The organism is Microbacterium sp. ZW CA_36 (assembly GCF_044987475.1).
In the GTDB taxonomy this organism is placed as follows: domain Bacteria; phylum Actinomycetota; class Actinomycetes; order Actinomycetales; family Microbacteriaceae; genus Microbacterium.
In genome coordinates this window covers 1-21,158 of sequence record NZ_JBJDRL010000020.1, presented here as the reverse complement: position 1 = coordinate 21,158, position 21,158 = coordinate 1, and the positions used below count along the sequence as shown (strand labels likewise).

28 protein-coding genes are annotated in these 21,158 nt (G+C 70.6%); 16 read left to right on the top strand and 12 right to left on the bottom strand.

What is annotated here, in order from left to right; translation table 11 throughout:
* Window positions 1-74: 74 nt before the first annotated feature.
* On the top strand, window positions 75-614 hold the full coding sequence (locus tag ACI3KX_RS10610) for a sigma-70 family RNA polymerase sigma factor (protein WP_349427923.1): 540 nt from the start codon (window positions 75-77) through the stop codon (window positions 612-614).
* A complete protein-coding gene (locus ACI3KX_RS10605) occupies window positions 611-1,312 on the top strand; it encodes a hypothetical protein (RefSeq protein ID WP_363352909.1) in 702 nt (233 codons plus the stop codon). Before ACI3KX_RS10610 ends, ACI3KX_RS10605 begins: the two co-directional genes overlap by 4 nt.
* A gap of 115 nt (window positions 1,313-1,427) precedes the next feature.
* On the opposite strand, the gene fbaA is transcribed toward ACI3KX_RS10605, so the two are convergent.
* Window positions 1,428-2,459, bottom strand: a complete 1,032-nt coding sequence (gene fbaA / locus ACI3KX_RS10600) for a class II fructose-bisphosphate aldolase (RefSeq protein ID WP_349427921.1) — start codon at window positions 2,457-2,459, stop codon at window positions 1,428-1,430.
* A 228-nt stretch (window positions 2,460-2,687) separates the two neighbouring features.
* Between fbaA and glpX the strand changes: the two genes are divergently transcribed.
* Complete coding sequence (glpX, locus tag ACI3KX_RS10595) at window positions 2,688-3,677, top strand: class II fructose-bisphosphatase (RefSeq protein ID WP_308869542.1); 990 nt, start codon at window positions 2,688-2,690, stop codon at window positions 3,675-3,677.
* A gap of 143 nt (window positions 3,678-3,820) precedes the next feature.
* Window positions 3,821-4,033, top strand: coding sequence for a UDP-N-acetylmuramyl pentapeptide phosphotransferase (locus tag ACI3KX_RS10590; RefSeq protein ID WP_349427920.1), 213 nt, complete (start codon window positions 3,821-3,823; stop codon window positions 4,031-4,033).
* A 48-nt stretch (window positions 4,034-4,081) separates the two neighbouring features.
* On the opposite strand, the gene ACI3KX_RS10585 is transcribed toward ACI3KX_RS10590, so the two are convergent.
* Together ACI3KX_RS10585 and ACI3KX_RS10580 are read right to left on the bottom strand one after the other, a co-directional pair.
* Window positions 4,082-5,404, bottom strand: a complete 1,323-nt coding sequence (locus tag ACI3KX_RS10585; RefSeq protein ID WP_363352906.1) for a DNA recombination protein RmuC — start codon at window positions 5,402-5,404, stop codon at window positions 4,082-4,084.
* A 75-nt stretch (window positions 5,405-5,479) separates the two neighbouring features.
* Window positions 5,480-6,082 (bottom strand): 3'-5' exonuclease, encoded by a 603-nt coding sequence (locus tag ACI3KX_RS10580; RefSeq protein ID WP_349427918.1) that lies wholly within the window; start codon window positions 6,080-6,082, stop codon window positions 5,480-5,482.
* A gap of 75 nt (window positions 6,083-6,157) precedes the next feature.
* Between ACI3KX_RS10580 and ACI3KX_RS10575 the strand changes: the two genes are divergently transcribed.
* Window positions 6,158-6,916 (top strand): class I SAM-dependent methyltransferase, encoded by a 759-nt coding sequence (locus tag ACI3KX_RS10575; RefSeq protein WP_404909675.1) that lies wholly within the window; start codon window positions 6,158-6,160, stop codon window positions 6,914-6,916.
* A 45-nt stretch (window positions 6,917-6,961) separates the two neighbouring features.
* Here ACI3KX_RS10575 and ACI3KX_RS10570 read toward each other — a convergent pair whose 3' ends face one another.
* A complete protein-coding gene (locus ACI3KX_RS10570) occupies window positions 6,962-7,618 on the bottom strand; it encodes an SAM-dependent methyltransferase (RefSeq protein ID WP_404909674.1) in 657 nt (218 codons plus the stop codon).
* A 129-nt stretch (window positions 7,619-7,747) separates the two neighbouring features.
* Between ACI3KX_RS10570 and ychF the strand changes: the two genes are divergently transcribed.
* Both ychF and ACI3KX_RS10560 read left to right on the top strand, forming a co-directional pair.
* A complete protein-coding gene (gene ychF / locus ACI3KX_RS10565; RefSeq protein ID WP_404909673.1) occupies window positions 7,748-8,821 on the top strand; it encodes a redox-regulated ATPase YchF in 1,074 nt (357 codons plus the stop codon).
* 67 nt (window positions 8,822-8,888) lie between these two features.
* A complete protein-coding gene (locus ACI3KX_RS10560; protein WP_404909672.1) occupies window positions 8,889-9,578 on the top strand; it encodes an alpha/beta fold hydrolase in 690 nt (229 codons plus the stop codon).
* 39 nt (window positions 9,579-9,617) lie between these two features.
* Here the strand turns inward: ACI3KX_RS10560 and ACI3KX_RS10555 are convergent, their stop codons facing one another.
* Window positions 9,618-9,968, bottom strand: coding sequence for a LysR family transcriptional regulator (locus tag ACI3KX_RS10555; protein WP_349427913.1), 351 nt, complete (start codon window positions 9,966-9,968; stop codon window positions 9,618-9,620).
* Between the two features lie 211 nt (window positions 9,969-10,179).
* On the opposite strand from ACI3KX_RS10555, the gene ACI3KX_RS10550 reads away from it, so the two are divergent.
* The gene (locus ACI3KX_RS10550) at window positions 10,180-10,485 is read left to right on the top strand and encodes an NIPSNAP family protein (protein WP_404909671.1); all 306 of its coding nucleotides are present in this window, start codon (window positions 10,180-10,182) and stop codon (window positions 10,483-10,485) included.
* A gap of 16 nt (window positions 10,486-10,501) precedes the next feature.
* Here ACI3KX_RS10550 and ACI3KX_RS10545 read toward each other — a convergent pair whose 3' ends face one another.
* Window positions 10,502-11,875: an NAD(P)-binding protein gene (locus tag ACI3KX_RS10545; RefSeq protein ID WP_349427911.1), complete on the bottom strand. Its 1,374-nt coding sequence runs from the start codon at window positions 11,873-11,875 to the stop codon at window positions 10,502-10,504.
* 116 nt (window positions 11,876-11,991) lie between these two features.
* On the opposite strand from ACI3KX_RS10545, the gene ACI3KX_RS10540 reads away from it, so the two are divergent.
* Window positions 11,992-12,693 (top strand): phosphatase PAP2 family protein, encoded by a 702-nt coding sequence (locus ACI3KX_RS10540; protein ID WP_349427910.1) that lies wholly within the window; start codon window positions 11,992-11,994, stop codon window positions 12,691-12,693.
* Between the two features lie 64 nt (window positions 12,694-12,757).
* Window positions 12,758-13,558: a DUF1206 domain-containing protein gene (locus tag ACI3KX_RS10535; protein WP_404909670.1), complete on the top strand. Its 801-nt coding sequence runs from the start codon at window positions 12,758-12,760 to the stop codon at window positions 13,556-13,558.
* Window positions 13,559-13,586: 28 nt separating this feature from the next.
* Here the strand turns inward: ACI3KX_RS10535 and ACI3KX_RS10530 are convergent, their stop codons facing one another.
* From ACI3KX_RS10530 to ACI3KX_RS10520, 3 genes are all read right to left on the bottom strand, one after another.
* Window positions 13,587-14,369, bottom strand: a complete 783-nt coding sequence (locus ACI3KX_RS10530) for a patatin-like phospholipase family protein (protein WP_404909669.1) — start codon at window positions 14,367-14,369, stop codon at window positions 13,587-13,589.
* A gap of 96 nt (window positions 14,370-14,465) precedes the next feature.
* Window positions 14,466-15,248: an EI24 domain-containing protein gene (locus tag ACI3KX_RS10525; protein ID WP_404909668.1), complete on the bottom strand. Its 783-nt coding sequence runs from the start codon at window positions 15,246-15,248 to the stop codon at window positions 14,466-14,468.
* A gap of 90 nt (window positions 15,249-15,338) precedes the next feature.
* Entirely contained in the window at window positions 15,339-15,815 is a 477-nt protein-coding gene (locus ACI3KX_RS10520; protein ID WP_363352891.1) for a helix-turn-helix domain-containing protein, read from the bottom strand.
* Between the two features lie 157 nt (window positions 15,816-15,972).
* Here ACI3KX_RS10520 and ACI3KX_RS10515 point away from each other — a divergent pair, with 157 nt between their 5' ends.
* The 6 genes from ACI3KX_RS10515 (at window position 15,973) to ACI3KX_RS10490 (ending at window position 18,548) form a co-directional block, all read left to right on the top strand.
* Window positions 15,973-16,341, top strand: coding sequence for a hypothetical protein (locus ACI3KX_RS10515; RefSeq protein WP_363352889.1), 369 nt, complete (start codon window positions 15,973-15,975; stop codon window positions 16,339-16,341).
* Between the two features lie 119 nt (window positions 16,342-16,460).
* On the top strand, window positions 16,461-16,652 hold the full coding sequence (locus ACI3KX_RS10510) for a hypothetical protein (protein ID WP_349427904.1): 192 nt from the start codon (window positions 16,461-16,463) through the stop codon (window positions 16,650-16,652).
* Window positions 16,645-16,956 (top strand): hypothetical protein, encoded by a 312-nt coding sequence (locus tag ACI3KX_RS10505; protein WP_363352887.1) that lies wholly within the window; start codon window positions 16,645-16,647, stop codon window positions 16,954-16,956. The genes ACI3KX_RS10510 and ACI3KX_RS10505 overlap by 8 nt, the downstream gene beginning before the upstream one ends.
* Window positions 16,957-16,995: 39 nt before the next feature.
* Entirely contained in the window at window positions 16,996-17,829 is an 834-nt protein-coding gene (locus tag ACI3KX_RS10500) for a DNA-formamidopyrimidine glycosylase family protein (RefSeq protein WP_404909667.1), read from the top strand.
* 53 nt (window positions 17,830-17,882) lie between these two features.
* Window positions 17,883-18,005: a hypothetical protein gene (locus tag ACI3KX_RS10495; protein ID WP_363352883.1), complete on the top strand. Its 123-nt coding sequence runs from the start codon at window positions 17,883-17,885 to the stop codon at window positions 18,003-18,005.
* Between the two features lie 33 nt (window positions 18,006-18,038).
* A complete protein-coding gene (locus tag ACI3KX_RS10490) occupies window positions 18,039-18,548 on the top strand; it encodes a hypothetical protein (RefSeq protein WP_349427900.1) in 510 nt (169 codons plus the stop codon).
* On the opposite strand, the gene ACI3KX_RS10485 is transcribed toward ACI3KX_RS10490, so the two are convergent.
* The 3 genes from ACI3KX_RS10485 to ACI3KX_RS10475 all read right to left on the bottom strand — a co-directional run bounded on the left by ACI3KX_RS10485 (window position 18,535) and on the right by ACI3KX_RS10475 (window position 21,114).
* A complete protein-coding gene (locus tag ACI3KX_RS10485; RefSeq protein WP_363352881.1) occupies window positions 18,535-19,131 on the bottom strand; it encodes a carboxymuconolactone decarboxylase family protein in 597 nt (198 codons plus the stop codon). The genes ACI3KX_RS10490 and ACI3KX_RS10485 overlap by 14 nt on opposite strands.
* A 107-nt stretch (window positions 19,132-19,238) precedes the next feature.
* On the bottom strand, window positions 19,239-20,771 hold the full coding sequence (locus ACI3KX_RS10480; protein ID WP_363352879.1) for a DHA2 family efflux MFS transporter permease subunit: 1,533 nt from the start codon (window positions 20,769-20,771) through the stop codon (window positions 19,239-19,241).
* A gap of 133 nt (window positions 20,772-20,904) precedes the next feature.
* Window positions 20,905-21,114 carry a hypothetical protein gene (locus ACI3KX_RS10475; RefSeq protein WP_308869513.1) on the bottom strand — a complete coding sequence of 70 codons (210 nt, stop codon included), beginning with the start codon at window positions 21,112-21,114 and terminating at the stop codon, window positions 20,905-20,907.
* Between the last annotated feature and the right edge of the window lie 44 nt (window positions 21,115-21,158).

Below are 21,158 nucleotides of genomic sequence, written 5' to 3'. Positions count from 1 at the left end.
GATGACGGCAGGGGCGTGGCGGCTCACCTGAACCTGCGGGTGCCACGTCTCGTGTCCTCTGCGGGAGGTGATGGATGCCGCACGACAGCGTGGAGAGTCGTGACAGCGCCGCCGGCCGCGATGCGCAGCGGCTTGCTGCTCTGTACGACGCCCACGCCGCACCGGTCTGGCGCTACGTCGTGCATCTGACCGGCGATCGCGCCGGCGCCGACGACATCGTGCAGGAGACGCTGCTGCGGGCGTGGCGAACGCCCAGGATCCTCGAGCAGGATCCCTCGACCACGCGCTCGTGGATGTTCACGGTGGCCCGTCACCTCGTCATCGACGAGGCGCGCAGCGCGCGGCGCCGCCGTGAGATCGGCGTCGCGGAGGTGCCCGAGCGCGCCGCGCCCGACGCGACCGACGCGCTGTTCGAGGCGATCCTCGTCGAGGAGGCGCTCGCCGCACTCACGACGGAGCACCGCGCCGTCGTCGTCCGCGCGTACTATCGCGGGCTCTCCGTCGCCGAGATGGCGGACGAACTCGACATCCCGCCCGGCACCGTCAAGTCGCGCCTGCACTACGGGCTGCGTGCTCTCCGGCTCACCCTTCAGGAGAAGGGGGTGACGCGATGAGCACCGACCACGTCCGCTTCGCCGACTGGGATGCCGCGTACATGGTGCGCGCGCTCAGCTCCGACGATCGCCGGCTGTACGAGGCGCACCTCGACGAGTGCCGCCTCTGCCGCGACGCGATCGCCGACCTCGCGCCCGCGCTGGGCCTCCTGGCGCGCGTGGGAGTGGACCGGGCAGAGTCGCTCCTCGACCCACCGGGCGACAGCGGCCCCGACCCGGCGGCCCGCTCCCGGATGGTGGCACGGGGCACGCGCAGCGCACGCCGTCGGAGGATGTTCGCCTGGGGCGGCGGGATCGCCGCCGCCGCGGTGCTCGCCGTGGTGGTCGCCTTCGCCGTCACGACCTCGGTCGTGCCGGCGGCGGTGCCGGAAGAGGTCGTCGCGCTCCAGCCGGTCACCGACGTGCCGCTGAGCGCGACCGTGGAGCTGACCGACGTCGCGTGGGGCACGCGGATCTCGATGGTCTGCGACTACCCGCCCAGCGACGATCCCTATGCCGACGATCAGGAATGGCCGTACGTGCTCGTCGTCACGTCGGCCGACGGCGCCACCAGCGAGCTGTCGAGCTGGCGCGCCGGGCCTGGATCGACCGCGCATCTGGATGCCGGCACCGCCCTCGACCGTGCCGACATCGCCTCGATCGAGGTGCGCGCGGTCTCGGACGGCCGCGTCCTGCTGCGCGGCGAGCCGGGGGAGTGAGCCGCCGTCGCCGGTGACGGGGTGAGACGACGGATGCCCCGACGCCGAGTCCTTCGCAGGACCGGTGCCGAGGCATCCGAGGTGTTGGGGGCGCGTGGCTCCCGAACAGAAGCCGTCAGGCGGCGAGGCTCTTGCCGGCGGAACCCAGCTGCTGTGTCGCCTCGACCACGCGTGCGGCCATCGCCGACTCGGCGATCTTGCCCCAGGCGCGCGGGTCGTAGGCCTTCTTGTTGCCCACCTCGCCGTCGACCTTCAGCACGCCGTCGTAGTTCTTGAACATGAAGCCGGCGACGGACCGCGTGAAGGCGTATTGCGTGTCGGTGTCGATGTTCATCTTCACGACGCCGTTCGCGACCGCCGTGGCGATCTCTTCGTCGGTCGAGCCGCTGCCGCCGTGGAAGACGAGGTCGAGCGGCTTGGGACCGGTGCCGAACTGCGCGGCGATTCCCTCCTGGATCTCGCCGAGGAGCTCGGGGCGCAGCTTCACGTTGCCGGGCTTGTAGACGCCGTGCACGTTGCCGAAGGTGAGGGCGGCGATCCAGCGGCCCTGTTCGCCGAGGCCGAGTGCTTCCACGACCTGCGAGACGTCAGCGGTCGTCGTGTAGAGGGCCTCGTTCGAGCCCTCGTGCTGGACACCGTCCTCTTCGCCGCCGACGACGCCGATCTCGACCTCGAGGATGGCGTTGATCGCCTTGAGGCGGGGGAGGAGCTCCTTCGCGATCTCGATGTTCTCGGCGAGCGGAACAGCCGAGCCATCCCACATGTGCGACTGGAAGATGGGGTTGCCGCCGTCGGCGACGACCTGCTCCGAGGCCTTGATGAGGGGCAGCACGAAGTCCTCGAGCGCCGGCTTCGGGCAGTGGTCGGTGTGGAGGGCGACGGTGATCGGGTAGCTCTTGGCGACCTCGTGGACGTAGGCGGCGAAGGCGAGTGCGCCGGTCGCGCGGGCCTTCACGGTGTGGCCGGCGAAGTAGTCGGCGCCGCCCGTGGTCACCTGCAGGATGCCGTCGGAGCCTGCTTCGGTGAGGCCCTGCAGGACGGCGTTGACCGACTGCGAGCTGGCGGCGTTGATGGCGGGATACGCGAAGCCACCGGCCTTCGCGCGGTCCAGCATGTCGGCGTACTGTTCCGGGGTGGCGACGGGCATGGGTGCTCCTAGATCTTCACGGGTCTGAAGGGGTGTCGGCTCAGGGCCGTTGATCCCTGCGGGCGTAACGCAAACTCTACCCAAGCCCCGGAGAGCGCACGGATGCCGGTGGCCCCCGCTGCCGTGGGAAACACCCGTCCCTGCGATATCGCAAAGAAACGCGATTCCTTCGCTTGCCGTTGAGTGAAATTCCCGTGAATCGGGCGAGAGGCTGGCTAGGCTGACCGCATGGTCAGCCTTACCGCGGATATGAGTCCTCTCCACCCCGATCGCAACCTCGCACTGGAACTCGTGCGGGCGACGGAAGCGGCGGCGATCCGCGCGGTGCCGTTCATCGGCCGCGGCGCCAAGGAGGCGGCCGACGGCGCGGCGGTCGACGCGATGCGTGCCTTCTTCACCACGGTGAACTTCGACGGGACGATCGTCATCGGCGAGGGCGAGAAGGACGAAGCGCCCATGCTCTACAACGGCGAGCGCGTCGGCAACGGCCGCGGTCCGCAGGCAGACGTCGCGGTCGACCCGATCGACGGCACCTCGCTGACGGCCGCGGGGCGCAACAACGCCCTCTCGGTGATCGCGGTCTCGGACCACGGCACCATGCTCGACGCCTCCAGCGTCTTCTACATGGACAAGCTCGTCACCGGACCCGCCGGTGTGGGCGTCGTCGACATCCGCCTGCCGATCGGCGAGAACATCCGCCTGCTCGCGAAGGCCCTCGACAAGCCCGTCGACGAGCTGGTGGTGTCGGTGCTGCACCGCCCGCGTCACGAGCGCCTCATCGAGGAGATCCGCGAGGCAGGGGCGGGCACGCGCCTGATGAGCGACGGCGACGTCGCCGGCGGCATCAACGCCGCCCGTCACAACGCCCGCACCGACATGTGCGTCGGTGTCGGAGGAAGCCCGGAGGGCATCGTCACTGCGTGCGCGATCAAGGCGCTCGGCGGGCACATCCAGGGCCGACTGTGGCCGCGCGACGACGACGAGAAGCAGCGGGGCGTCGACGCCGGTCTGCAGCTCGACGGCTACGTCTACGAGGCGGACGAACTCGTCAAGGGGAACAACACGATCTTCGTGGCGACCGGAGTCACCGACGGCGCCTTGGTCGCGGGCGTCCGCCGCGAAGGCGGATACGTCTACACCGAGAGCGTCGTGCTCCGAGGCGCGTCCGGCACGCTCCGCCGCATCTCGTCGGAGCACCTCGTATCGAAGTGGTTGTGACGCCTCACGCGGTGCCGGTGTGACAGGTGCGGCAGATGATGCGCCTGTGACTGTTTCGTGACCGCCGTCGCGGGGCGACTCTGGCAGAATCGACTGTGGTGTCGATGGCGACACGACGGTGTTCCCGAAGCGAGGAGTTGACGATGTCTGTGCAGTCCGCCGATCCGTCGTCGCCCCAGACGGGCGCACACGCGGTGGTCGCCAACGCGATCGATCCGGCACGCCGACCCGATGTACTGCTGCGGGTGCGGCGCGACGAAGGTCACGAGATCAGCGCCTGGTGGATGGTCGGCGCGTTCGTCGGCGTCTCGGCCGCGGTCATCGTGCTGCTGAGCTTCGTCCCCGGCGGCGCCTGAGTCCGCAGCCCGCGGCCGCGCCGCAGAGCGCAAGCGGCAGCTCGCGCCTCATTCGTTCGGCGCCGCGATGCGCGCGCGCACCTCGCCCAGTTCCGCGGTCACTGCGGCATCCGTGGTCGCCGGCGGAGGGTCGTCGATGCCGGCGAGCGTCTCGTCGAGCAGCTCCGTCGCCGTGAGCCGGCGCGGCGTCTTGTCGATCGTGGCCGGTTCGCTCACCGCGTCGAGCTTGGTCGCGTCGATACCGGGGAATTTGCGCGCGCTCACCAGCACGCGCGTCTCGAGCGATCCCGCGAAACGGTTGTAGCTGTCGACGGTCCGCTCGATCGCGCGGCGCAGGTCGTCGGCGTGCGAGGCGAGCGACCCCAGCCGCTCGTACAGCTGGTTGCCGAGGTCGAAGAGGACCCGCGCCTCCTGCGTCACATCCTGCTGGGTCCACGTGTACGCGACGGTCTTGAGGACGGCCCAGAGGTTCACCGGCGAGGCCAGCGCGACGCGCTTGCCGAACGCGTAGTCGAGCAGCGAGGCGTCCTCTTCGAGCGCGGCCGCGAGCAGCGACTCGCTGGGAAGGAAGCACACCACGAACTCGGGGCTGGAGGACAGGCCGGCCCAATAGGTCTTGCGGGCCAGCGCGTCGACGTGGGCGCGCACCGCCTTGACGTGCTTGTCGAGCAGGGTGCGACGTCGTGCCGCCTCGGCGCCCTGGGCCGTCAGCGGGATCGCACTCGCCTCGAGGAAGGCGTCGAGCGGCACCTTGGCGTCGACGGCGATGGCCTTGTCGCCGGGGAGGCGGATGACCATGTCGGGGCGGCCGGCTCCGGCATCCGTCGTGATCGAGGTCTGCAGATCGAAGTCGACGTGCCGGGTGAGCCCGGCGGCCTCGACGACCCGCCGCAGCTGCGTCTCGCCCCAGACGCCGCGCGTGCTGCCGGAGCGCAGAGCGCTCGCGAGCGACTCGGTGGTCGCGCGCAGTGCCTCGTCGGACTCGTGCGCGCGCCGCAGCTGCTCGGCGAGCGTGCCGAACTGGAGGTGCCGATCCCGTTCGAGGTCGTCGACCTTGGTGTGCATCGCGGCCAGCGTCTCTTGCACGGGAGCGAGGGCGCGCAGCACCGACTGCTCGCGCCGTTCGCGCTCCTCGCGCGCGGCCTGGTCGTGGCGGGCCTGGCTCGCGAGTTCACGGTAGAGCAGCTGCTGGTGCTCGAGCTGGGCCTGGACCCCCTGTCGTGCCGCCTCTGAGCCCGCGAGGCGTGCCGTGAGATCGGCCTGCTCGCGGGCCGCGCGCGACGCTCCGCGTGCGAGTCCCGCCGCCCACCCCGCCACGGCGCCCACGACGATGCAGGCGATCACCACCACACCGATCACGACTGCGTCCATGTCTCCAGAGTGGGGGATGCCTCCGACATGGCGGCCGTGCCGCGCGGCGGCGCGGCCGACGGGGACGAGACGGCCCTAGGCGACGGCGAACGAGATCGCGGGTGCGGCGGCGATCGCGATCTGCGACACACGCACGCCGACGGCCTCTGTGAGGGCTTCGATGTCAGTCGCGCCCACCCGGCGTGCGGCGTCGATCATCACGTGGGCGCAGGCCAGCGCGTCGGCGGTCGCGTTGTGATGGGGGAAGTCGGCGAAGCCGGCCTCTGCGGCGACGAACGGCAGCCGGTACGACTCGAGCCGGTACACCTTGCGCGCGACCTGGAGGCTGCACGCGTAGCGGTAGGCCGGGCAGTCGTCGCCCGTCGCGTCGCACGCGCGCTTGAGCACGGCCATGTCGAAGCCCGCGTTGTGCGCGACGAGGATGTCGTCGCCGGCGAAGGCGACGATGTCGGCGAGCTGCCGGCTCCAGGTGGCGGCGTCGGCGACGTCCTCGGGCTGGATGCCGTGGATGCGCACGTTCAGCTCGAAGAACACGTCGTGCCCCGCCGGCGGACGGATGAGCCAGCCGGTCTTCTCGACGATCCGGCCGTCGCGCACCCGCACGAGACCGACCGCGCAGGCTGACGCGTTGCTGGAGTTCGCCGTCTCGAAGTCGATCGCGGTGAAATCCAGTGGCACGTCCCCAGACTCACCCGGCCTGGGCCGCACCGGCGGAAGGCGCGCCGCACGAGGGCGTCGTCGTAGGGTCGGAGCATGGCCAGTCGCGAGGAGATGTCGCTGTCGTTCGGGTCCGCCGCCGGAGTCTACGAGTCAGGCAGGCCGGACTACCCGCGCGAGGCGGTGGACTGGATGCTGGCGCCCGTGCGCGAGCCCGGACGCGCGCTCCGCGTCGCCGACGTGGGCGCGGGCACCGGCAAGCTGACCCGCACCATCGTGGAGGCCGGCGCCGAGGTCGTCGCGATCGATCCCGACCCCGACATGCTCGCCGCGCTGCGCGCACACGTGCACGGCGTCCCCACCTTCGTGGGAACGGGCGAGCGGATGCCGCTTCCCGACGCGTCCGTCGACGCGGTGCTGCTCGGACAGGCGTGGCACTGGGTCGAGCCCGTCGCCGCCTCGGCGGAGGTCGGGCGCGTACTGCGCGCCGGTGGAGTCCTCGGGCTCGTCTGGAACATCCGCGACGAGTCCGACCCGTGGGTGGGGCGGCTCACCGCCGCCATGCATGGCAGCCACGCCGAGGAGATGCTGTCGGGCGAGGGCCCGCAGGTCGCCGCGCCCTTCGACGTACTCGAGGCGCGGTCGTGGCACTGGACCCGCTCACTCACGCGGGCGGCACTGCTGGACATGGTGGCATCGCGAAGCTACGTCATCACCGCCTCCGACGCCGACCGGAGCGCGATCCTCACCGCAGTGGGCCCGCTGTTCGACGAGCGCCGCATCACGGACGCCACCGGCACCGAGGTCGTCGACCTGCCGTACGTCACGCACGCGTACCGCGGCATCCGTCGCTGAGGCATCGCGCCGGGCGCGGCGCTCGAAGCGTCGACGCGCAGGCCGCTAGGTGCGTACCGCGCCGACGACGTGCCACGGACCGCTGCGGCCGCGGTACCGCGGTTCGAAGCCGCGTCGGCGCAGCACGTCGACCATCGCATCCGGGGCGTGGGCGAAGGCGCGGTACGGATTCCCCGTGAGCGCGTACACGGCGTTGATCGTGCGAGCCGCCAGACGGGCGAAGAGGCTGTGCGTCGGGTGGCTGAACACCACGGCGCGCCTTCCGCGTCCGGCCGCGGCGCCGAGCAGCCGTTCGTAGTCCGGGTAGCAGCAGACGACACGATGCAGCACCACGATGTCGGCCGGCTCGACGGCCTCGGGGGCGCTGGCGAGGTCGACCCCCAGCGTCCTCGTCACGCGAGCGCGCAACCCCGCCTCGTCGAGGAGTCGCGCGGCTTCGGGCTCGTACGCGGACGAGAGCTCGACATTGGTGGTGTGCGACGCGCCCCGCTTGAGCGCCTCGAGCTGGATATCGCCGATGCCACCACCGATCTCGAGCAGCGACGCACCGTCGAGACCCAGCGAGGCGGCGAACTCGAGCACCAGCCGCGCGCTCGGCGTGAGCCCCTCGCGCCGGTACCGCTGCGCGAGGCGGCGCGCGAACCGGGCGTTGAACTCGCGATCGAATCCGTCCGGTGCGTGCGGCGCACAGCACTCGTCCACGGGTTCAGTATCGCGGCGCGCCGGTGCTCGGGCAACGGCCTGATGCGGTGGCGCATCGACCCCGACTGACGCCCGGCAGGAGCGCAGCGGCGCGGGCCTCCGGCACGCGTCAACGTAGACTGGATGCCCGTGGCTCTCACCATCGGAATCGTCGGTCTCCCGAACGTCGGCAAGTCGACCCTCTTCAACGCCCTGACCAAGAACCAGGTGCTCGCGGCGAACTACCCGTTCGCGACGATCGAGCCCAACATCGGCGTCGTCAACCTGCCCGACCCGCGACTCGACACGCTGGCGGAGATCTTCCACTCCGAGCGCATCCTGCCCGCCGCGGTGTCGTTCGTCGACATCGCCGGCATCGTGCGCGGCGCTTCGGAAGGCGAGGGGCTGGGCAACAAGTTCCTCGCGAACATCCGGGAGGCGGACGCGATCGCCCAGGTGGTGCGCGGCTTCGACGACGACGACGTCGTCCACGTCGAGGGCACGGTCAACCCCAGGAGCGACATGGAGACGATCAACGCCGAGCTGCAGCTCGCCGACCTCGAGACGCTCGACCGCGCGATCACGCGGTACGAGAAGGAGGTCAAGGGCCGCAAGCTCGACCCGTCGGTGCTCGCCACCGCCGTCGAGGCGAAGGACGCCCTCGAGCGCGGCGTGCTGCTGTCGGCGTCGGGCATCGACCTCGCGCCGATCAAGGAGCTGGGCCTCTTGACGGCGAAGCCGTTCATCTTCGTCTTCAACGTCGACGAGGCGGTGCTGACGGATGCCGCGCGCAAGGCCGAGCTCGAGGCCCTGGTCGCGCCGGCCCATGCCGTGTTCCTGGACGCGAAGATCGAGTCCGAGCTCATCGACCTCGACCCCGAGGACGCCGCCGAGCTGCTCGCCTCGACCGGCCAGGACGAGTCCGGTCTCGACCAGCTTGCCCGCATCGGCTTCGACACGCTCGGGCTGCAGACCTACCTCACGGCGGGCCCGAAAGAAGCCCGGGCCTGGACGATCGGCAAGGGCTGGAAGGCACCGCAGGCCGCCGGCGTGATCCACACCGACTTCGAGAAGGGCTTCATCAAGGCCGAGGTCATCTCGTTCGACGATCTCGTGGCGACCGGATCGATCGTCGAGGCGCGTGCGAAGGGCAAGGCCCGCCTCGAGGGCAAGGACTACGTCATGCAGGACGGCGACGTCGTCGAGTTCCGGTTCAACGTCTGACGCCCCCACCGCGTCCGGCCGGGCGCGGGCTACTCCCCAAACGTGCACGCGAGAGGACCCAGAAACCTTGGCTGAAACCCAGATCTTCGAGCCCGACGGCCGCGCGATCCCGTACGTCGACGAACGGGCCGACGGCCCGGCGCTCGTGCTCATACCCGGGCGCGGCTTGAACATCAGTTACCTCGGCCCGCTGACGCATGCCCTCGCGGAAGAGGACTTCCACGTCGTCCGCATCGGCCCCCGTCATCCGCGTGCTGCCGTCGACCAGGTGGTCTCGATGCACGACCTGGCGCAGGACGTCGTCGACGTGATGGAGCACCTCGGACTGGCGAGCGCCTGGGTCGGCGGTCACGCCTTCGGCGGCTCCGTCGCGCGGGCGGTGTCGCTCGATCACCCGGGACGCGTCAACGGCGTGCTGCTGCTCGGGGTCGAGGGTGCGGTGGCGACCGATGAGCTGAGCTCGGACGTGTCGGAGATCCCGGCGCAGGCGCGCGACGCCGAGGTCGAGTCGATGCAGCGGGCGGCGCTGGAGGCGACGCCCGAGCTCGAATGGTCCTCTCTGGCGCCGGCCGTGCCGGTGCTGGTCGTGCAGGGCACCGAGGACCGCATGACCCCTCCGTCGAACGGCGAAGAGCTGCAGGCGTCCGCGCCCGATCGGGTGAGCGTCACGCGCGTCGAGGGAGCCGGGCACCTGTTCCCGGTGACCCACGTCGGTGCGACCGCGTGGCCCATCGAGGACTACCTCGACTGGGACTGAGCCGTTCCGCAGCGCGCTCGCGCCGACAGAAGCGTCGAGCTAGCGGCCCTGACGCTTCTTGAACGGCTTCGGCTGCCCCTTCACCGCCGGAGCCCGACCCTTGCCCTTCGAGGCCTTCGCCTTGCCGCCGGCGGGCACCTTCGGCTTCGGCGCGGCGGCGGGGGCCTCGGCGATCCGGCGCTTCGCCTCCTCGAGCAGCAGCACCCCCGCCGGCGTCAGGGTCCAGGTGGGCTTGCTGCGGGTGACGAGCGGGTGCCCGACCTCCGCCTCGAGCTTGTCGATCGACGAGTACAGAGACGCGAGCGGGATGCCGAGGCGATCGGCAGCACGCGGGAAGTGCAGGTCTTCGGCGACGACGGTGACGAACCGTTCCAGGTGAGTGATGTTCACAGCGAGCCTTCCGTTGCCTGCGCCTTCAGGATACGGGCGTGCCGGCATCCGGACCGCCGCCGGGCGGACGTCCGACTGCTGCCAAACGTGCACGTGATCCGGCCAGCAGTGCGGCAGGCGGCGCGGATCCGCAGGCGGCCGCGCGGAGGTCGGCGACAATCGGAGACGACCCGCTCGCAGCCCCGCCGGCTCGACCGATGAACGGAGCACCATGATCACCATCCACCTGCGCTACGAGATCGACCCCGACAAGCTCGAGGAGTTCACGCAGTACGGCCGCGAGTGGATCCGGCTGGTCAACGGGCTCGGCGGCACCCACCACGGCTACTTCCTGCCCAGCGAGGGGGACAGCGACGAGGCCTTCGCGCTGTTCACCTTCCCGTCGATGGCGGACTACGAGGCCTATCGCATCGCCTCCCGCACCGATCCGGAATGCCTGGCGGCCTTCCAGTTCGCGCGCGACACGCAGTGCATCCGCCGCTACGAGCGACGCTTCCAGACCCCGGTCTTCGACTGACCGCCGGGCGGTGGCCTCACCTCACGCTCGCGAGCGCCGCGAGACGTGCCCGTCCGGCGGCGATGTTCTGCTTCAGGCGGTCGCGCGCCGCGAGGACGGACGGATCGCCGGCGAGGTCGGCAGGGATGCGGGCAGGGTTGAGCGTCGTGGCGTTCGACCACTCCCGCAGGTCGGTCTCCCTCGTCATCGCGAGCGACGCATCGCCGCCGATCACCTGCATCGTCGTCCAATCCGTGGGCGTGTTCGCGTACGGCGACGGCCTGCACACGCGGTTCTTCTCGTCGTCGTCGTCGCGCGTGGCCTCGACGTAGCCGGCGAGCGCGGCCCCGAAGCACGGGAACCCCACCCGGACCGGCTGCGGGGTGATCGCCTCCGCGGTCCAGATCGACCGCAGACCCGGGTATTTGAGGCCCTCGGCCGCGCAGTGCACCACGAGCGTGTCGGCGGGGACCCGCACGTCGCCGTCGGCGAAGCGCAGGCGTCCTGGACCGATGGCGCGCAGGTGACCGCGGCGGACGACGTCGTCGATCGTCCGGACGAGGTCGAGCTCCCACGTCGCGAGAGTGGGGGTCTTGGCCATCGTCGGCGTCACCGTCGCGTCGATGCGGAGCATGATCCCGGCATCCTCCATCCGGAGGAACACGTCGTCGGGGCTGGTGGCTTCCGCCGCGGCGGCCATCGTGTCGGCGGCCATGCCCAGGAAGACCGCGGGATCCGGCTGCACGACCGCGCGGTTGAGCAGCCACGCATCGCGCGGTCGCACCCAGGTGATCTCGTTCGGTGACACGCCGTTCTGCAGCAGCCACACGCACGTGTCGGTGGCGGTCTTGCCCGCCCCGACGATGACGTAGCGCTCGGGGGCATGCGAGATCCGGACCAGGTCGTTCACGGCGATGACGTGGGCGCCATCCGCGACGGCGAACGGCGGGGGCGTGAGGAACGGGATGTCGGGCGACAGGTACGCGGCATCCACCACCCGCGCCCGGGGCGCGCGGAATCGCCGTCCGCTCAGCAGCGATGCGAACCTGCGCTCTCCCAGGTACTCGGAGCGCCCGTGGAACACGACCTGCCCGGTCCCCGTGAGACGGGTCAGGACGCGGGCGTAGTACTCCGTGACCTCGGCTGCGCGCGCTCGTTCGTGCAGCCCGCGCTCGGGGCCATCGGACTGCACACGTCCGCCGCCCAGCAGTGTCGAGGCGACCCCGTAGAAGGCCGAGGCCTGATGCAGCCGCACGAACCCGTAGGCATCGAGCCAGTGGCCGCCCGCGCCGTGGCGACGGTCGACGATCGCCACCGAGACGTCGGCGTGGGCGGTGAGGGCGTCCACGAACGCCATTCCCATCGCTCCCGCGCCGACCACCAGGTAGTCGACGTCGACGATCTCCTCCATGCGCTCATCAGAGCAGTGGCAGTGATCGGCGTCAATGGGCGGTCCCCGCGCTACACCGGCCGGTGCCCAGGGGCAAGAGCGACGGCGAAGTCGCCTGACGCACCGACAATGGGCAGGTGAGCGACGACGAGGGTCAGGGGACGGCGGCGCCATACGCGTCCACGTCCGTCGAGCGTCTTCCGCACCCGGAACCCCACCGGGCCGTCGTCCTCGTCGTGGGGGTGGTCGCGACGGTCGCCTTCGTGGTGCTGCGCTTCGTCGTGGCGCTCGGGGGGCACGAACCGCTCCCGGCCGACCTGTGGTGGCACGACGTCATGCTGGCGACCCTCGGTGAGGTCGGCATCATCGCGGCATGGGTGCCCGCCGTCGTCGGTGGCACGATCGGAGTCATCGTGATCGGCATCCTCCTCGTGGCGATCTTCGTGTGGCAGAGAAGACGATGGGATGCCGTGACGCTCGCGAGCGCCATCATCGTGGTCGTCGCGATCGGCGCGCCCATGGCCGCCGTCATCGCGCGCGTGCGGCCCGAGGACTCGCTCGCCGAGAGCGTCGCCACGTCGTTCCCCTCCGGTCATACCGCCGTCGCGACGACGATCGCGGTCACCCTCGGGCTGCTGCTGCGGCGCTGGTACGTATGGCTCCTCGGCGCGTTCTGGGTGCTCTACATGATGTGGAGCCGGACCTATCTGCACGCGCACTGGCTGAGCGACGTCATCGCCGGAATGCTGGAGGGCGCCGCTGTGGCGACGCTGGTGTGGAGTGCCGTCCAGGCCTACCGGATCCGCCGGGCGACACCATCCACGCGCGTGGCGGTGTGATGCCTGGATCCCGCCCGATTGCAACCCCCTCCGCCGGGTGCCGGCACCTGGATACGCTTCGGCCATGACCACGGCCAAGAACGCGGCGCGCACCGCGACGGAATCGCCCGTCTTCCGCACGATCGCCCGCATCGGCTACGTCGTGCTCGGCGTGCTGCACATCGTGATCGGCGTCATCGCGATCTCGGTCGCGATGGGCGGCGGGGGCGAGGCGGACCAGGGTGGGGCGATGCAGACGATCCGGGATTCTCCTGCCGGCACGGTGCTCCTCTGGGCGATCGTGGTCGGGCTCGTGGCGCTCGCCGCGTGGCAGATCGCGGAGGCCTTTCTTGCGCGGGACGCCGACGCCAAGAAGAAGTGGGGTCATCGGGTGAAGTTCGCCGGCACCGCGGTGGTCTACCTCGCGATCGCCTTCACTGCGCTCGTGTACGCGCTGGGCGGCCAGTCCGACTCCTCGCAGTCGTCGCAGAGCCTCAGCGCGCAGCTGATGGCCAGTACCGGCGGCCTGATCCTGCTCGTGCTGATCGGACTCATCGTGCTCGCCATCGGCATCGCCTTCGTCGTCCGCGGGTTCACCCGGGCCTTCGAGAAGAACCTGGACCTTCCGGCCGGTGCCGTCCGCACGGGGATCGTGACGTTCGGCGTCGTGGGCTATGTCGCGAAGGGCGTCGCGGTCGCCGTCACCGGAGCGCTCTTCGTCGTCGCGGCGTTCACCCATGACCCCGAGAAGGCCGGGGGACTGGATGGCGCCCTCCATACGCTTGCCGAGCTGCCGTTCGGGCCGCTGATCCTCTGGGTGGTCGCGGCGGGGCTGATCATCTACGGCCTGTTCTGCTTCGCCCGTGCCCGCTTTGCGCGGATGTGAGCGACTCCGCCGCTGCGCCGTCTCGCGATCAGCCGCTCTCCGGCCGCCTGTCCTCTGACGCCGCGACGCTCGGGCGGCCCCACTGCGCGTCATCCAGCGCCGATGTCGCGGCACGGCGCCCCTCGGCGATGAGGCGCGGCACGTCGGACATCGTCCACTGCGCCATGCCTTCCATCTCGGGCTGGACGAGCACGACCGACGGGTCCTCGACGAGTTCCGTCGTGCGGGTGACGGTGCGCATCATTCGCACGTTCTCCCACTTCGCGTGCAGTCGCACCACGATGACGCGGGACGCGCCGAGCGCGCGGGCGGCCGCGACCGGCACGTTGTCGATCATCCCGCCGTCGGCCAGCAGCTCGCGGCCCCGACGTACCGGCGGGAGCAGGCCCGGGACGGCGACCGTCGCCCGCAGCGCGAGGCTCAGCGGACCACTGTCGAGGATCACGCCGCGCCGGGTGCGGAGGTCGGTGGCGAACGCCGCGAAGCGACGCGGCAGATTCTCGATGAGGGGGTCCGCGCCGAGTGTCCGCGAGACGGCGTCGACGATGGCGGTCGTGTCGAGCAGGCCCCACCGCGGAGCCAGCGACCAGCGTGCGATCGCGCCCCAGCGGAATCCCCGTGTGGCGCGGTCGAGGGCGTCCAGCTCGACGCCGGCGCCGTAGGCGGCGCCGACCAGGGCGCCCGAGCTGGTTCCCGTGACGATCCCCGGCTGGATGCCTCGCTCGGCCAGGACCTGCAGGACGCCCACGTGCGCGGCGCCGAAAGCGCCGCCGCCGCCGAGCACGAGCCCGAGATCAGGGTCGTCGCCCACGTGGTCCTCCACTCGTCGTGCGCAGCCAAGCTAGCACCGCGCAGATGGGTGGCGACTGTGGATGCGCGCGATCTCGCGGTGGCCTTCGATCCGCGATCAGGCGGGACGGATGCCGAGCTCGTTGTCCGAGCCGCGCGGCGCCGCCTGCGAGGGGCTCGGGTCGAGCATCGATCGCGCCAGCAGCGCCGCACCTGCCACGGCGGCGGGCATCGTGGCCACGGCGCCGAGCGGCACCAGGAACGTGAGCTGCGTGGCGACGCCGAAGCCCAGCACGCGAGCGCGGTGGCGGCGCATCAGCTGCCGCCGCGCAGGCCGGGCCATGCCCCGCGCCGTGAACGCCCGTGACGTCAGCTCGTCGGCCACCAGCCAACCGGTGAGGGTCACGCCGAACACGGCGCTCAGCGCGCCGCCCACCACCGGCACGAGCCCGATGAGCGCGGCGAGGAGGGCGACCCCCAGCCCGCGGCCGATGAGCGACAGCCCGTCGGCGACCGAGCGCCAGAATCCGTAGCGGGCATCGGGAGGGGCGGCTCCGGCATCCGTCTCCACGGCCCTCCAGATGCGCTCGTAGAACGGGTCGCCGACGAGCAGCGTGACGGCGGTGAACGTGACGACGACCAGCACGAGCGCCGCCCCGAGAAGCGCCGTGCCGACGGCGATGCGGAAGACCGTCGCCCACAGGCTGGGCCAGCCGTCGGCGAAGGGCGTCATGGCGTCCGTGAGCCCGGGCAGCGAGGCGCTGAGTGCGATCAGGCCCGCCAGGAACAGGGCGCCGACGATCGCGGCGGGCAACAGCCCCAGCATCATGAGGCCGGGACGGCGCCGCCACGTGGCGAAGCCACGGCCCAGGAGGGCCACCCCTCTGACGAAGTCGCGCATCGGCCTCAGCCTACGGTCGAATCTCGGCATCCCTCGCGGCGAAGCCCTCGATGCCTTGTGCGGGGCCGACAGGTATCGGCGGCCGGGCGATCAGTGCGAGGGCGCGGTCGCGTGCGTGACGGATGCGAGCACGTCCTCGAGGAACGTCGCGACGATCCGCGCGTCGCCGGATGTGAGTTTCGCAGCGATCGAGCGCAGCCGCATCGTGAGCGGATCCAGGTGGTCGAGGTCGATGTCACTGTCGAGCGGCCGCACGAGCTTCTTGCGGCGGTCATGAGGGTGACCGTGCACGACCACGAGTCCGCGGGCCACCAGGCGATCGATGAGAGCAGTCCCGGAGGCGGGCGACAGATGCAGCGCGCGCGCGATCCTTCCGGGCGTGACCTCTTCGGAATCTCGGCGCTCAAGCAGATACCGCATCGCGGCGCGATCGGTCTCGGTCATCCCGCTCTGCTGTTCGCGCTGGCGATTGAGCTTCGCCTCGGCAAGACGGAGATGCTCGAGGATGCCGGCGACATCAGGTCGGCTGCCCTCCGTCGATGCGGATGCCCCCGTGTGATCTACCACGACCTGGCCCCTCTCTGCCCTGTGCGTCACCGCGGCGCAGGGAACCTATTGCACCATGAAATTCACGTGAATGAAACACTCGATGGCAGAACTCTCATCGTCGAATAGTTCGATGACGAACTATTATGGAGCGCAGGCCTTCGGAAGGAACAGCACCATGGCTGAACTGATCTACGGTGCCGAGGGCGATCCGGTCCACATGCCGGAGCATCTCCTCGCACACGTCAAACTCGTCGTCGCTACCAAGCTGCGCCGCAACGAGAGCTTCATGCTGACCTGGCGACACCCCGACGGCAGTGGCCGTTCGTCAGTGTGGCTGGAGCCGTCCATCCCGCTGCGCTTCGTGTTCGAGACGATCGAAGAACCGGCGATCGATCACGCTCTCCTCGCGAGCCTGGCGGCCGCCGCCAGTTCCAACGGCGGACTCGTCCTCGACCTCGCGGACGTCCGTCTGCTCGGGGCGTCGGGCGAGGGCCCGCCCCCGCAGCCGCGGGAACGACCGGAGGTGGCGCAGCCCGCCGCCTGACCGCGTTCGCCTCGTCGGACTGCCTTCGGAAAGGGCACGCGGACGGCTCGCAGGTCCGCTGTCAACCCCTTTGCCCTGGATGCCGCGAGGCCGCATCCTCAGAGCGCAGGAGGATGACGATGCCGGAACCCATCGCCGACGAGGACGTCGTGCAGAGGCCGACGCCGGACGAGCCATCGGCGCCGGAGTCGTCCCGCGCAACCGGGCCGAGCGAGCGCTCGGCGCGCGGCGACGCCGCCGAGCGGCGCCGTGAGCGCCCCTGGCTCGAGCACCCCTGGTGGGGACCCATGCCGGCGGACAGGCATGAGTGAGAGCGCAGAGGCGAACATGCGCGACGACGTCCACCAGCTCGTGCTGACCCCTCTCGCCGATCGCGCGTGGCGGCTGCGCGACCAGGCGATCGACCGCGGCGATCCGTCCAGCCTGGTCGCATATGTGGAGCTGCGCGACGACGGCATCTACGAAGCCGTCTGGGTGTCGGTCGGCTGCGGCACCGCCCGGTTCGCGTCGCTGGAGATGCTCTTCCTCGCCGCCGTGCAGATGCTGGAGCAGTGCCGCAGTCTCGGCGCGCTCAAGCCCGATCCGATCCCGCACCGCCCGCCCGCGCACGCGTGAGGCCATCGTCGTGTCGGCGGCCGGTGGCAGGATGGGGCCATGCCTGAGTCGCCAGAGGTCGAGGCTCTCGCGCGGTTCCTCGCCGACGAGGCATCCGGTCGTGAGATCCGCGCCGTCGATGTGCTGGAGTTCCGCACGGTCAAGACGCGCAACGCGCCGCCCGCCGGCATCGCCGGACGCAGCATCACCGGTGCGGTGCGTCATGGCAAGCATGTCGAACTCCTCCTCGAGGAGAAGAGTCTCGTGGTGTCGCTCGGCCGTCACGGGTGGATGCGCTGGCTCCGCACAGACTCAGAGGGCGCCGACCTGCCGGCCGAGGCGCCGCCGGCCCTCGCCACGCTCGATCTGTCGGGCGACGTCTCGCTGCAGGTGACGGATGCCGGATCCTGGGTGTCACTCGGCCTGTTCGTTGTCGACCGCGCCGACGAGGTCCCCGCGATCGCGAAGCTCGGCCCCGATCCGGCTGACCCCGCCTTCACCCGCGCCCAGTTCGACGCTGCACTCGGCGGGCGCCGGAAGCAGGTCAAGGCCATCCTCCAAGAGCAGGAGTCGCTCGTGGGCATCGGCAATGCCTACTCCGACGAGATCCTCCATGTCGCCCGCCAGTCGCCGGTGACGCACGCCGCGGCCCTCGACGCGGCGGCGACCGATCGCCTGTTCGAGGCGACGGTGACGACGGTCCGAGACGCCATCGCCGCTCGGAGCGGAGTGCCGATCGACCAGTTGAAGGCGCAGAAGGTCGCCGCCATGCGCGTGCACGGGCGCAGCGGTGAAGCATGCCCGGTCTGCGGCGACACGATCCTCGATCTCACGTTCTCCGGCACGGCCGCGCAGTACTGCCCCACCTGTCAGAACGGCGGAGCGCCGCTCTGACATCGCGCCGCGGAGCGCCCTCGTGGTCCGCGGACCTGGGTAGCATGGACGGCATGACGACTTCGCAGCAGCCGGCCCCTGTCACGCTCGCGCCGGTTCCCGACGACAAGAACCTCCTCACCGTCGTCGACTCCGCGGGCTCGTGCTGCGGCGGCGGCAGCTGCAGCATCGACTGACCTGACGCTCCCGAACACCGCGACGCGCCGTCGATGACCGACGAACAGCTCCAGATCACGCCGCGCGTGGGTCGCATCCTCATGTCGGAGGAGGCGATCTACGGACTGATCCTGGTCTCGGGCATGATCGTCGTCAGCGGATCCTCGACCGGCACGGCCGTCGACGCCCTGATCACCGTCGGTGTCACGGTGGTCGTGTTCTTCGCCGCCCACGTCTTCGCCGGCACGCTCGGTCGCCTGGCCGCCACGGACGGGAAGGCCGGGCTGCGCGCAAGCCTTCGCGCCTCTGCCCATCAATCGGGCGGCATGCTCCTCGCCGCGGTGCCTCCGCTCATCATCCTGCTCCTCGGAGCGACACGGGTGATCGACGACAGCCTCGCCCTCTGGGTGGCGCTCATCGTCAACACCGTGCTCCTCGGAGCACTGGGGTGGATCGCCGTGGCGCGCTGGAGCACACACTGGCTGCCGCGCATCGTCAGCGCCGTGGTCACCGCCGCGTTCGGCGGAGTGCTCATCCTGCTGAAGGCGGTCATCCACCACTGACGCGCGCAGCGTCGCCCGGTGATCGCAACGCCGCGATGAGCTCCGAGGTGAGCCCCGGCACGTCGTCGACCGGAACGGCCAGAGCAAGCAGCGCCCGGCTGAAGAAGTTGCGCGCGGCCGCGGCGAGAGTGATGTCGACGATCTCGCGGTCCGTGAACCCCACCTCGCGCAGGCGGCCGGAGTCGGCGTCTGTCATGGCCGCGGCATCCGTCGACAGCTTCTCGGAGTAGGCGACCACGGCACGGTCTCGCTCGTCGAGGTCGGCCCCGACGCCGTCGCGCGCGAGCTGCGCCAGCTGGTCCTCGTCGAACAGGCCGGCACGCAGACTCCTGCGCCCGTGCGCGAGGAGGCAGTGCTCCGAGCCGATCGCGCGCGCCGCGCCGAGCGTAGCGAGTTCGTAGGTGCGCAGGCCGATCGACGGCACGATCGCCCGTATCAGGGTCTCGAAGGCCTGGTGCGCCTCGGGGTTCACCGCCATCGCCCGGGTGTATGCGAAGACGAAGCCGTCGCCGCTCAGGTCGCTGTCGTACATGTCGGCGACATGGCCGGCGGCGCCGTCGAGGTCTGGAGTGCTGACGATCATTGTCGGGCCTTCCCGTCGGATTCGGGCGCAACCAGAATGGCGGACGCCCCACCCCCTGTCGAGGGGTGGGGCGTCCGCCTGATACCGGGAACGGCGCGGCTGCGCGATCAGTGCCCCATGGGCGCGCCCATCGGCTGGTCGGCCGGCTTGCGGATGAGGAATGCGCCGACGAGCAGCGGCAGCGACAGGAACGCGGCGGTGAGGAACGCGGCGTGCGTTCCGGCCGCGCCCGCGGCGATCTCATCGGCACCCGACGATGTCGCGCCGGCGGTCGCTGCGGCCATCACGCCGAACATCAGCGCGATGCCGGCGGCACCCGCGACCTGCTGCACGGTGCCGACGACCGCCGAGCCGTACGAGTAGAACTTCGGCTGCAGCGACGCGAGCGACGCCGTGAAGAGCGGCGTGAACGACAGCGCCAGGCCGATCGACAGCACCGTCTGCGCCACCGCGACCAGCCACACCGGCGTCGCGGAGCCGAAGCTCGTGTAGAACCACAGCATCGCGCTCGTGATCACGGCGCCGGGCACCAGCAGCACCGTCGTGCCCCAGCGGTCGTAGATGCGACCGATGAACGGGCCGGCGAGACCCATCGCGATCGCTCCCGGCAGCACCACGAGGCCCGTGGTGAGCGGGTCGACCTGCAACACGTCCTGGACGTAGAGCGGAACCACGGTGATGGCGCCGAAGAACGCCATCGACATGATCGCCATCTGGCCGATCGACAGCGAGAAGTTCGCGCTGCGGAACACGCGCAGGTCGAGCAGCGCGTCGTCCTTGCGCTGCAGCACGAGCTGGCGCCAGCCGAACAGGCCCAGCGCGACGACGCCCACCGACAGCGACACGACGAGCGTCGTGGTCGAGGCGGCGCTCGCGGCCGCGGCATCCGCTCCAGTGCCGTGACCACCGGCGCCCAGCTGGCTGAGACCGAAGACCAGGCCACCGAAGCCGAGCGCCGAGAGGATGACCGAGAGGATGTCGATGCGAGCGTGCGTCGTCTCGCCGAGGTTGTGGATCCAGCGCGCACCGACGACGAGGGCGACGATCGCGATGGGCAGCACGATGCCGAAGATCCAGCGCCACTCGAAGTTGTTGAGGATGGCGCCCGCGAGGGTCGGGCCGATCGCCGGAGCGAGCGAGATCACGATGCTGACGCGGCCCATCATGCGGCCGCGGATGGCCGCCGGCACGACGGTCATGAGGGTCGTCATGAGCAGCGGCATCATGATGGCGGTGCCCGACGCCTGCACGACGCGCGCGACGAGCAGCATCGGGAAGCCCGGCGACAGGAACGCGAGGAGCGTTCCCGTCGAGAACAGCCCCATCGCGGCGACGAACATCGTTCGCGTGGTGAATCGGCGCAGCAGGAAGCCGGTGATCGGGATGACCACGGCCATGGTCAGCATGAAGGCGGTCGTCAGCCACTGAGCGGCCAGCGCCGTGATGCCGAGGTCGGTGATGAGGTGCGGGATCGCGACGCCCATCGTGGTCTCGTTGAGGATCGCGACGAATGCGGCGGCGAGGAGCAGCCAGATGACGCGGCTCTCACGGGGACCGAGCTTGGGTGTGGCGCCCGGCGCGGTGGCGCGGGGGACAGCGGAGATGCTGCCCGTTCCGGGGGTCGTATCGATGGCGGCCATAGGTCGTCTCCTCGAGGCTCGGATGGACAGCGAAGTGCCACCCGAGGATGGCAAGCTCTCACCATAACCTCAGGTTCCGACATCCCATTCCCGATTCAGGGAACGTCAGCCGGCGTCGGGGCGACCGTTCGGATCAGCTGCCGGAGCGCCGCGGCTCCGTGTCGTCCCACCGCTCCGAGCCGATCGCGTCGGTCGGCTCGGCCTCGGGTTCGCGGTCCTCGAGGTTCTTCGGGAGCGGGTTGACGATCTCCTCGTGCGGGATGGCCTTGAGGGCGTCGATCTCCTCGCGCAGCTCGGCGAGGTCGCTGCCGTCGTGTTCGGGGGCGTCGGGAGTCGAGGTCATGGCACGAGCCTAGCGTCGGCGGCGCTCATTAGGCTGGCCATGTG

Excerpts from the sequence above, each read along its gene's own strand:
- ACI3KX_RS10610 (WP_349427923.1), top strand. The coding sequence starts at position 75 with ATGCCGCACGACAGCGTGGAGAGTCGTGACAGCGCCGCCGGCCGCGAT.
- ACI3KX_RS10605 (WP_363352909.1), top strand. The coding sequence starts at position 611 with ATGAGCACCGACCACGTCCGCTTCGCCGACTGGGATGCCGCGTACATG.
- fbaA (WP_349427921.1), bottom strand. The coding sequence starts at position 2,459 with ATGCCCGTCGCCACCCCGGAACAGTACGCCGACATGCTGGACCGCGCG.
- glpX (WP_308869542.1), top strand. The coding sequence starts at position 2,688 with ATGGTCAGCCTTACCGCGGATATGAGTCCTCTCCACCCCGATCGCAAC.
- ACI3KX_RS10590 (WP_349427920.1), top strand. The coding sequence starts at position 3,821 with ATGTCTGTGCAGTCCGCCGATCCGTCGTCGCCCCAGACGGGCGCACAC.
- ACI3KX_RS10585 (WP_363352906.1), bottom strand. The coding sequence starts at position 5,404 with ATGGACGCAGTCGTGATCGGTGTGGTGGTGATCGCCTGCATCGTCGTG.
- ACI3KX_RS10575 (WP_404909675.1), top strand. The coding sequence starts at position 6,158 with ATGGCCAGTCGCGAGGAGATGTCGCTGTCGTTCGGGTCCGCCGCCGGA.
- ACI3KX_RS10550 (WP_404909671.1), top strand. The coding sequence starts at position 10,180 with ATGATCACCATCCACCTGCGCTACGAGATCGACCCCGACAAGCTCGAG.
- ACI3KX_RS10545 (WP_349427911.1), bottom strand. The coding sequence starts at position 11,875 with ATGGAGGAGATCGTCGACGTCGACTACCTGGTGGTCGGCGCGGGAGCG.
- ACI3KX_RS10535 (WP_404909670.1), top strand. The coding sequence starts at position 12,758 with ATGACCACGGCCAAGAACGCGGCGCGCACCGCGACGGAATCGCCCGTC.
- ACI3KX_RS10525 (WP_404909668.1), bottom strand. The coding sequence starts at position 15,248 with ATGCGCGACTTCGTCAGAGGGGTGGCCCTCCTGGGCCGTGGCTTCGCC.
- ACI3KX_RS10515 (WP_363352889.1), top strand. The coding sequence starts at position 15,973 with ATGGCTGAACTGATCTACGGTGCCGAGGGCGATCCGGTCCACATGCCG.
- ACI3KX_RS10510 (WP_349427904.1), top strand. The coding sequence starts at position 16,461 with ATGCCGGAACCCATCGCCGACGAGGACGTCGTGCAGAGGCCGACGCCG.
- ACI3KX_RS10505 (WP_363352887.1), top strand. The coding sequence starts at position 16,645 with ATGAGTGAGAGCGCAGAGGCGAACATGCGCGACGACGTCCACCAGCTC.
- ACI3KX_RS10500 (WP_404909667.1), top strand. The coding sequence starts at position 16,996 with ATGCCTGAGTCGCCAGAGGTCGAGGCTCTCGCGCGGTTCCTCGCCGAC.
- ACI3KX_RS10495 (WP_363352883.1), top strand. The coding sequence starts at position 17,883 with ATGACGACTTCGCAGCAGCCGGCCCCTGTCACGCTCGCGCCGGTTCCC.
- ACI3KX_RS10490 (WP_349427900.1), top strand. The coding sequence starts at position 18,039 with ATGACCGACGAACAGCTCCAGATCACGCCGCGCGTGGGTCGCATCCTC.
- ACI3KX_RS10485 (WP_363352881.1), bottom strand. The coding sequence starts at position 19,131 with ATGATCGTCAGCACTCCAGACCTCGACGGCGCCGCCGGCCATGTCGCC.
- ACI3KX_RS10480 (WP_363352879.1), bottom strand. The coding sequence starts at position 20,771 with ATGGCCGCCATCGATACGACCCCCGGAACGGGCAGCATCTCCGCTGTC.
- ACI3KX_RS10475 (WP_308869513.1), bottom strand. The coding sequence starts at position 21,114 with ATGACCTCGACTCCCGACGCCCCCGAACACGACGGCAGCGACCTCGCC.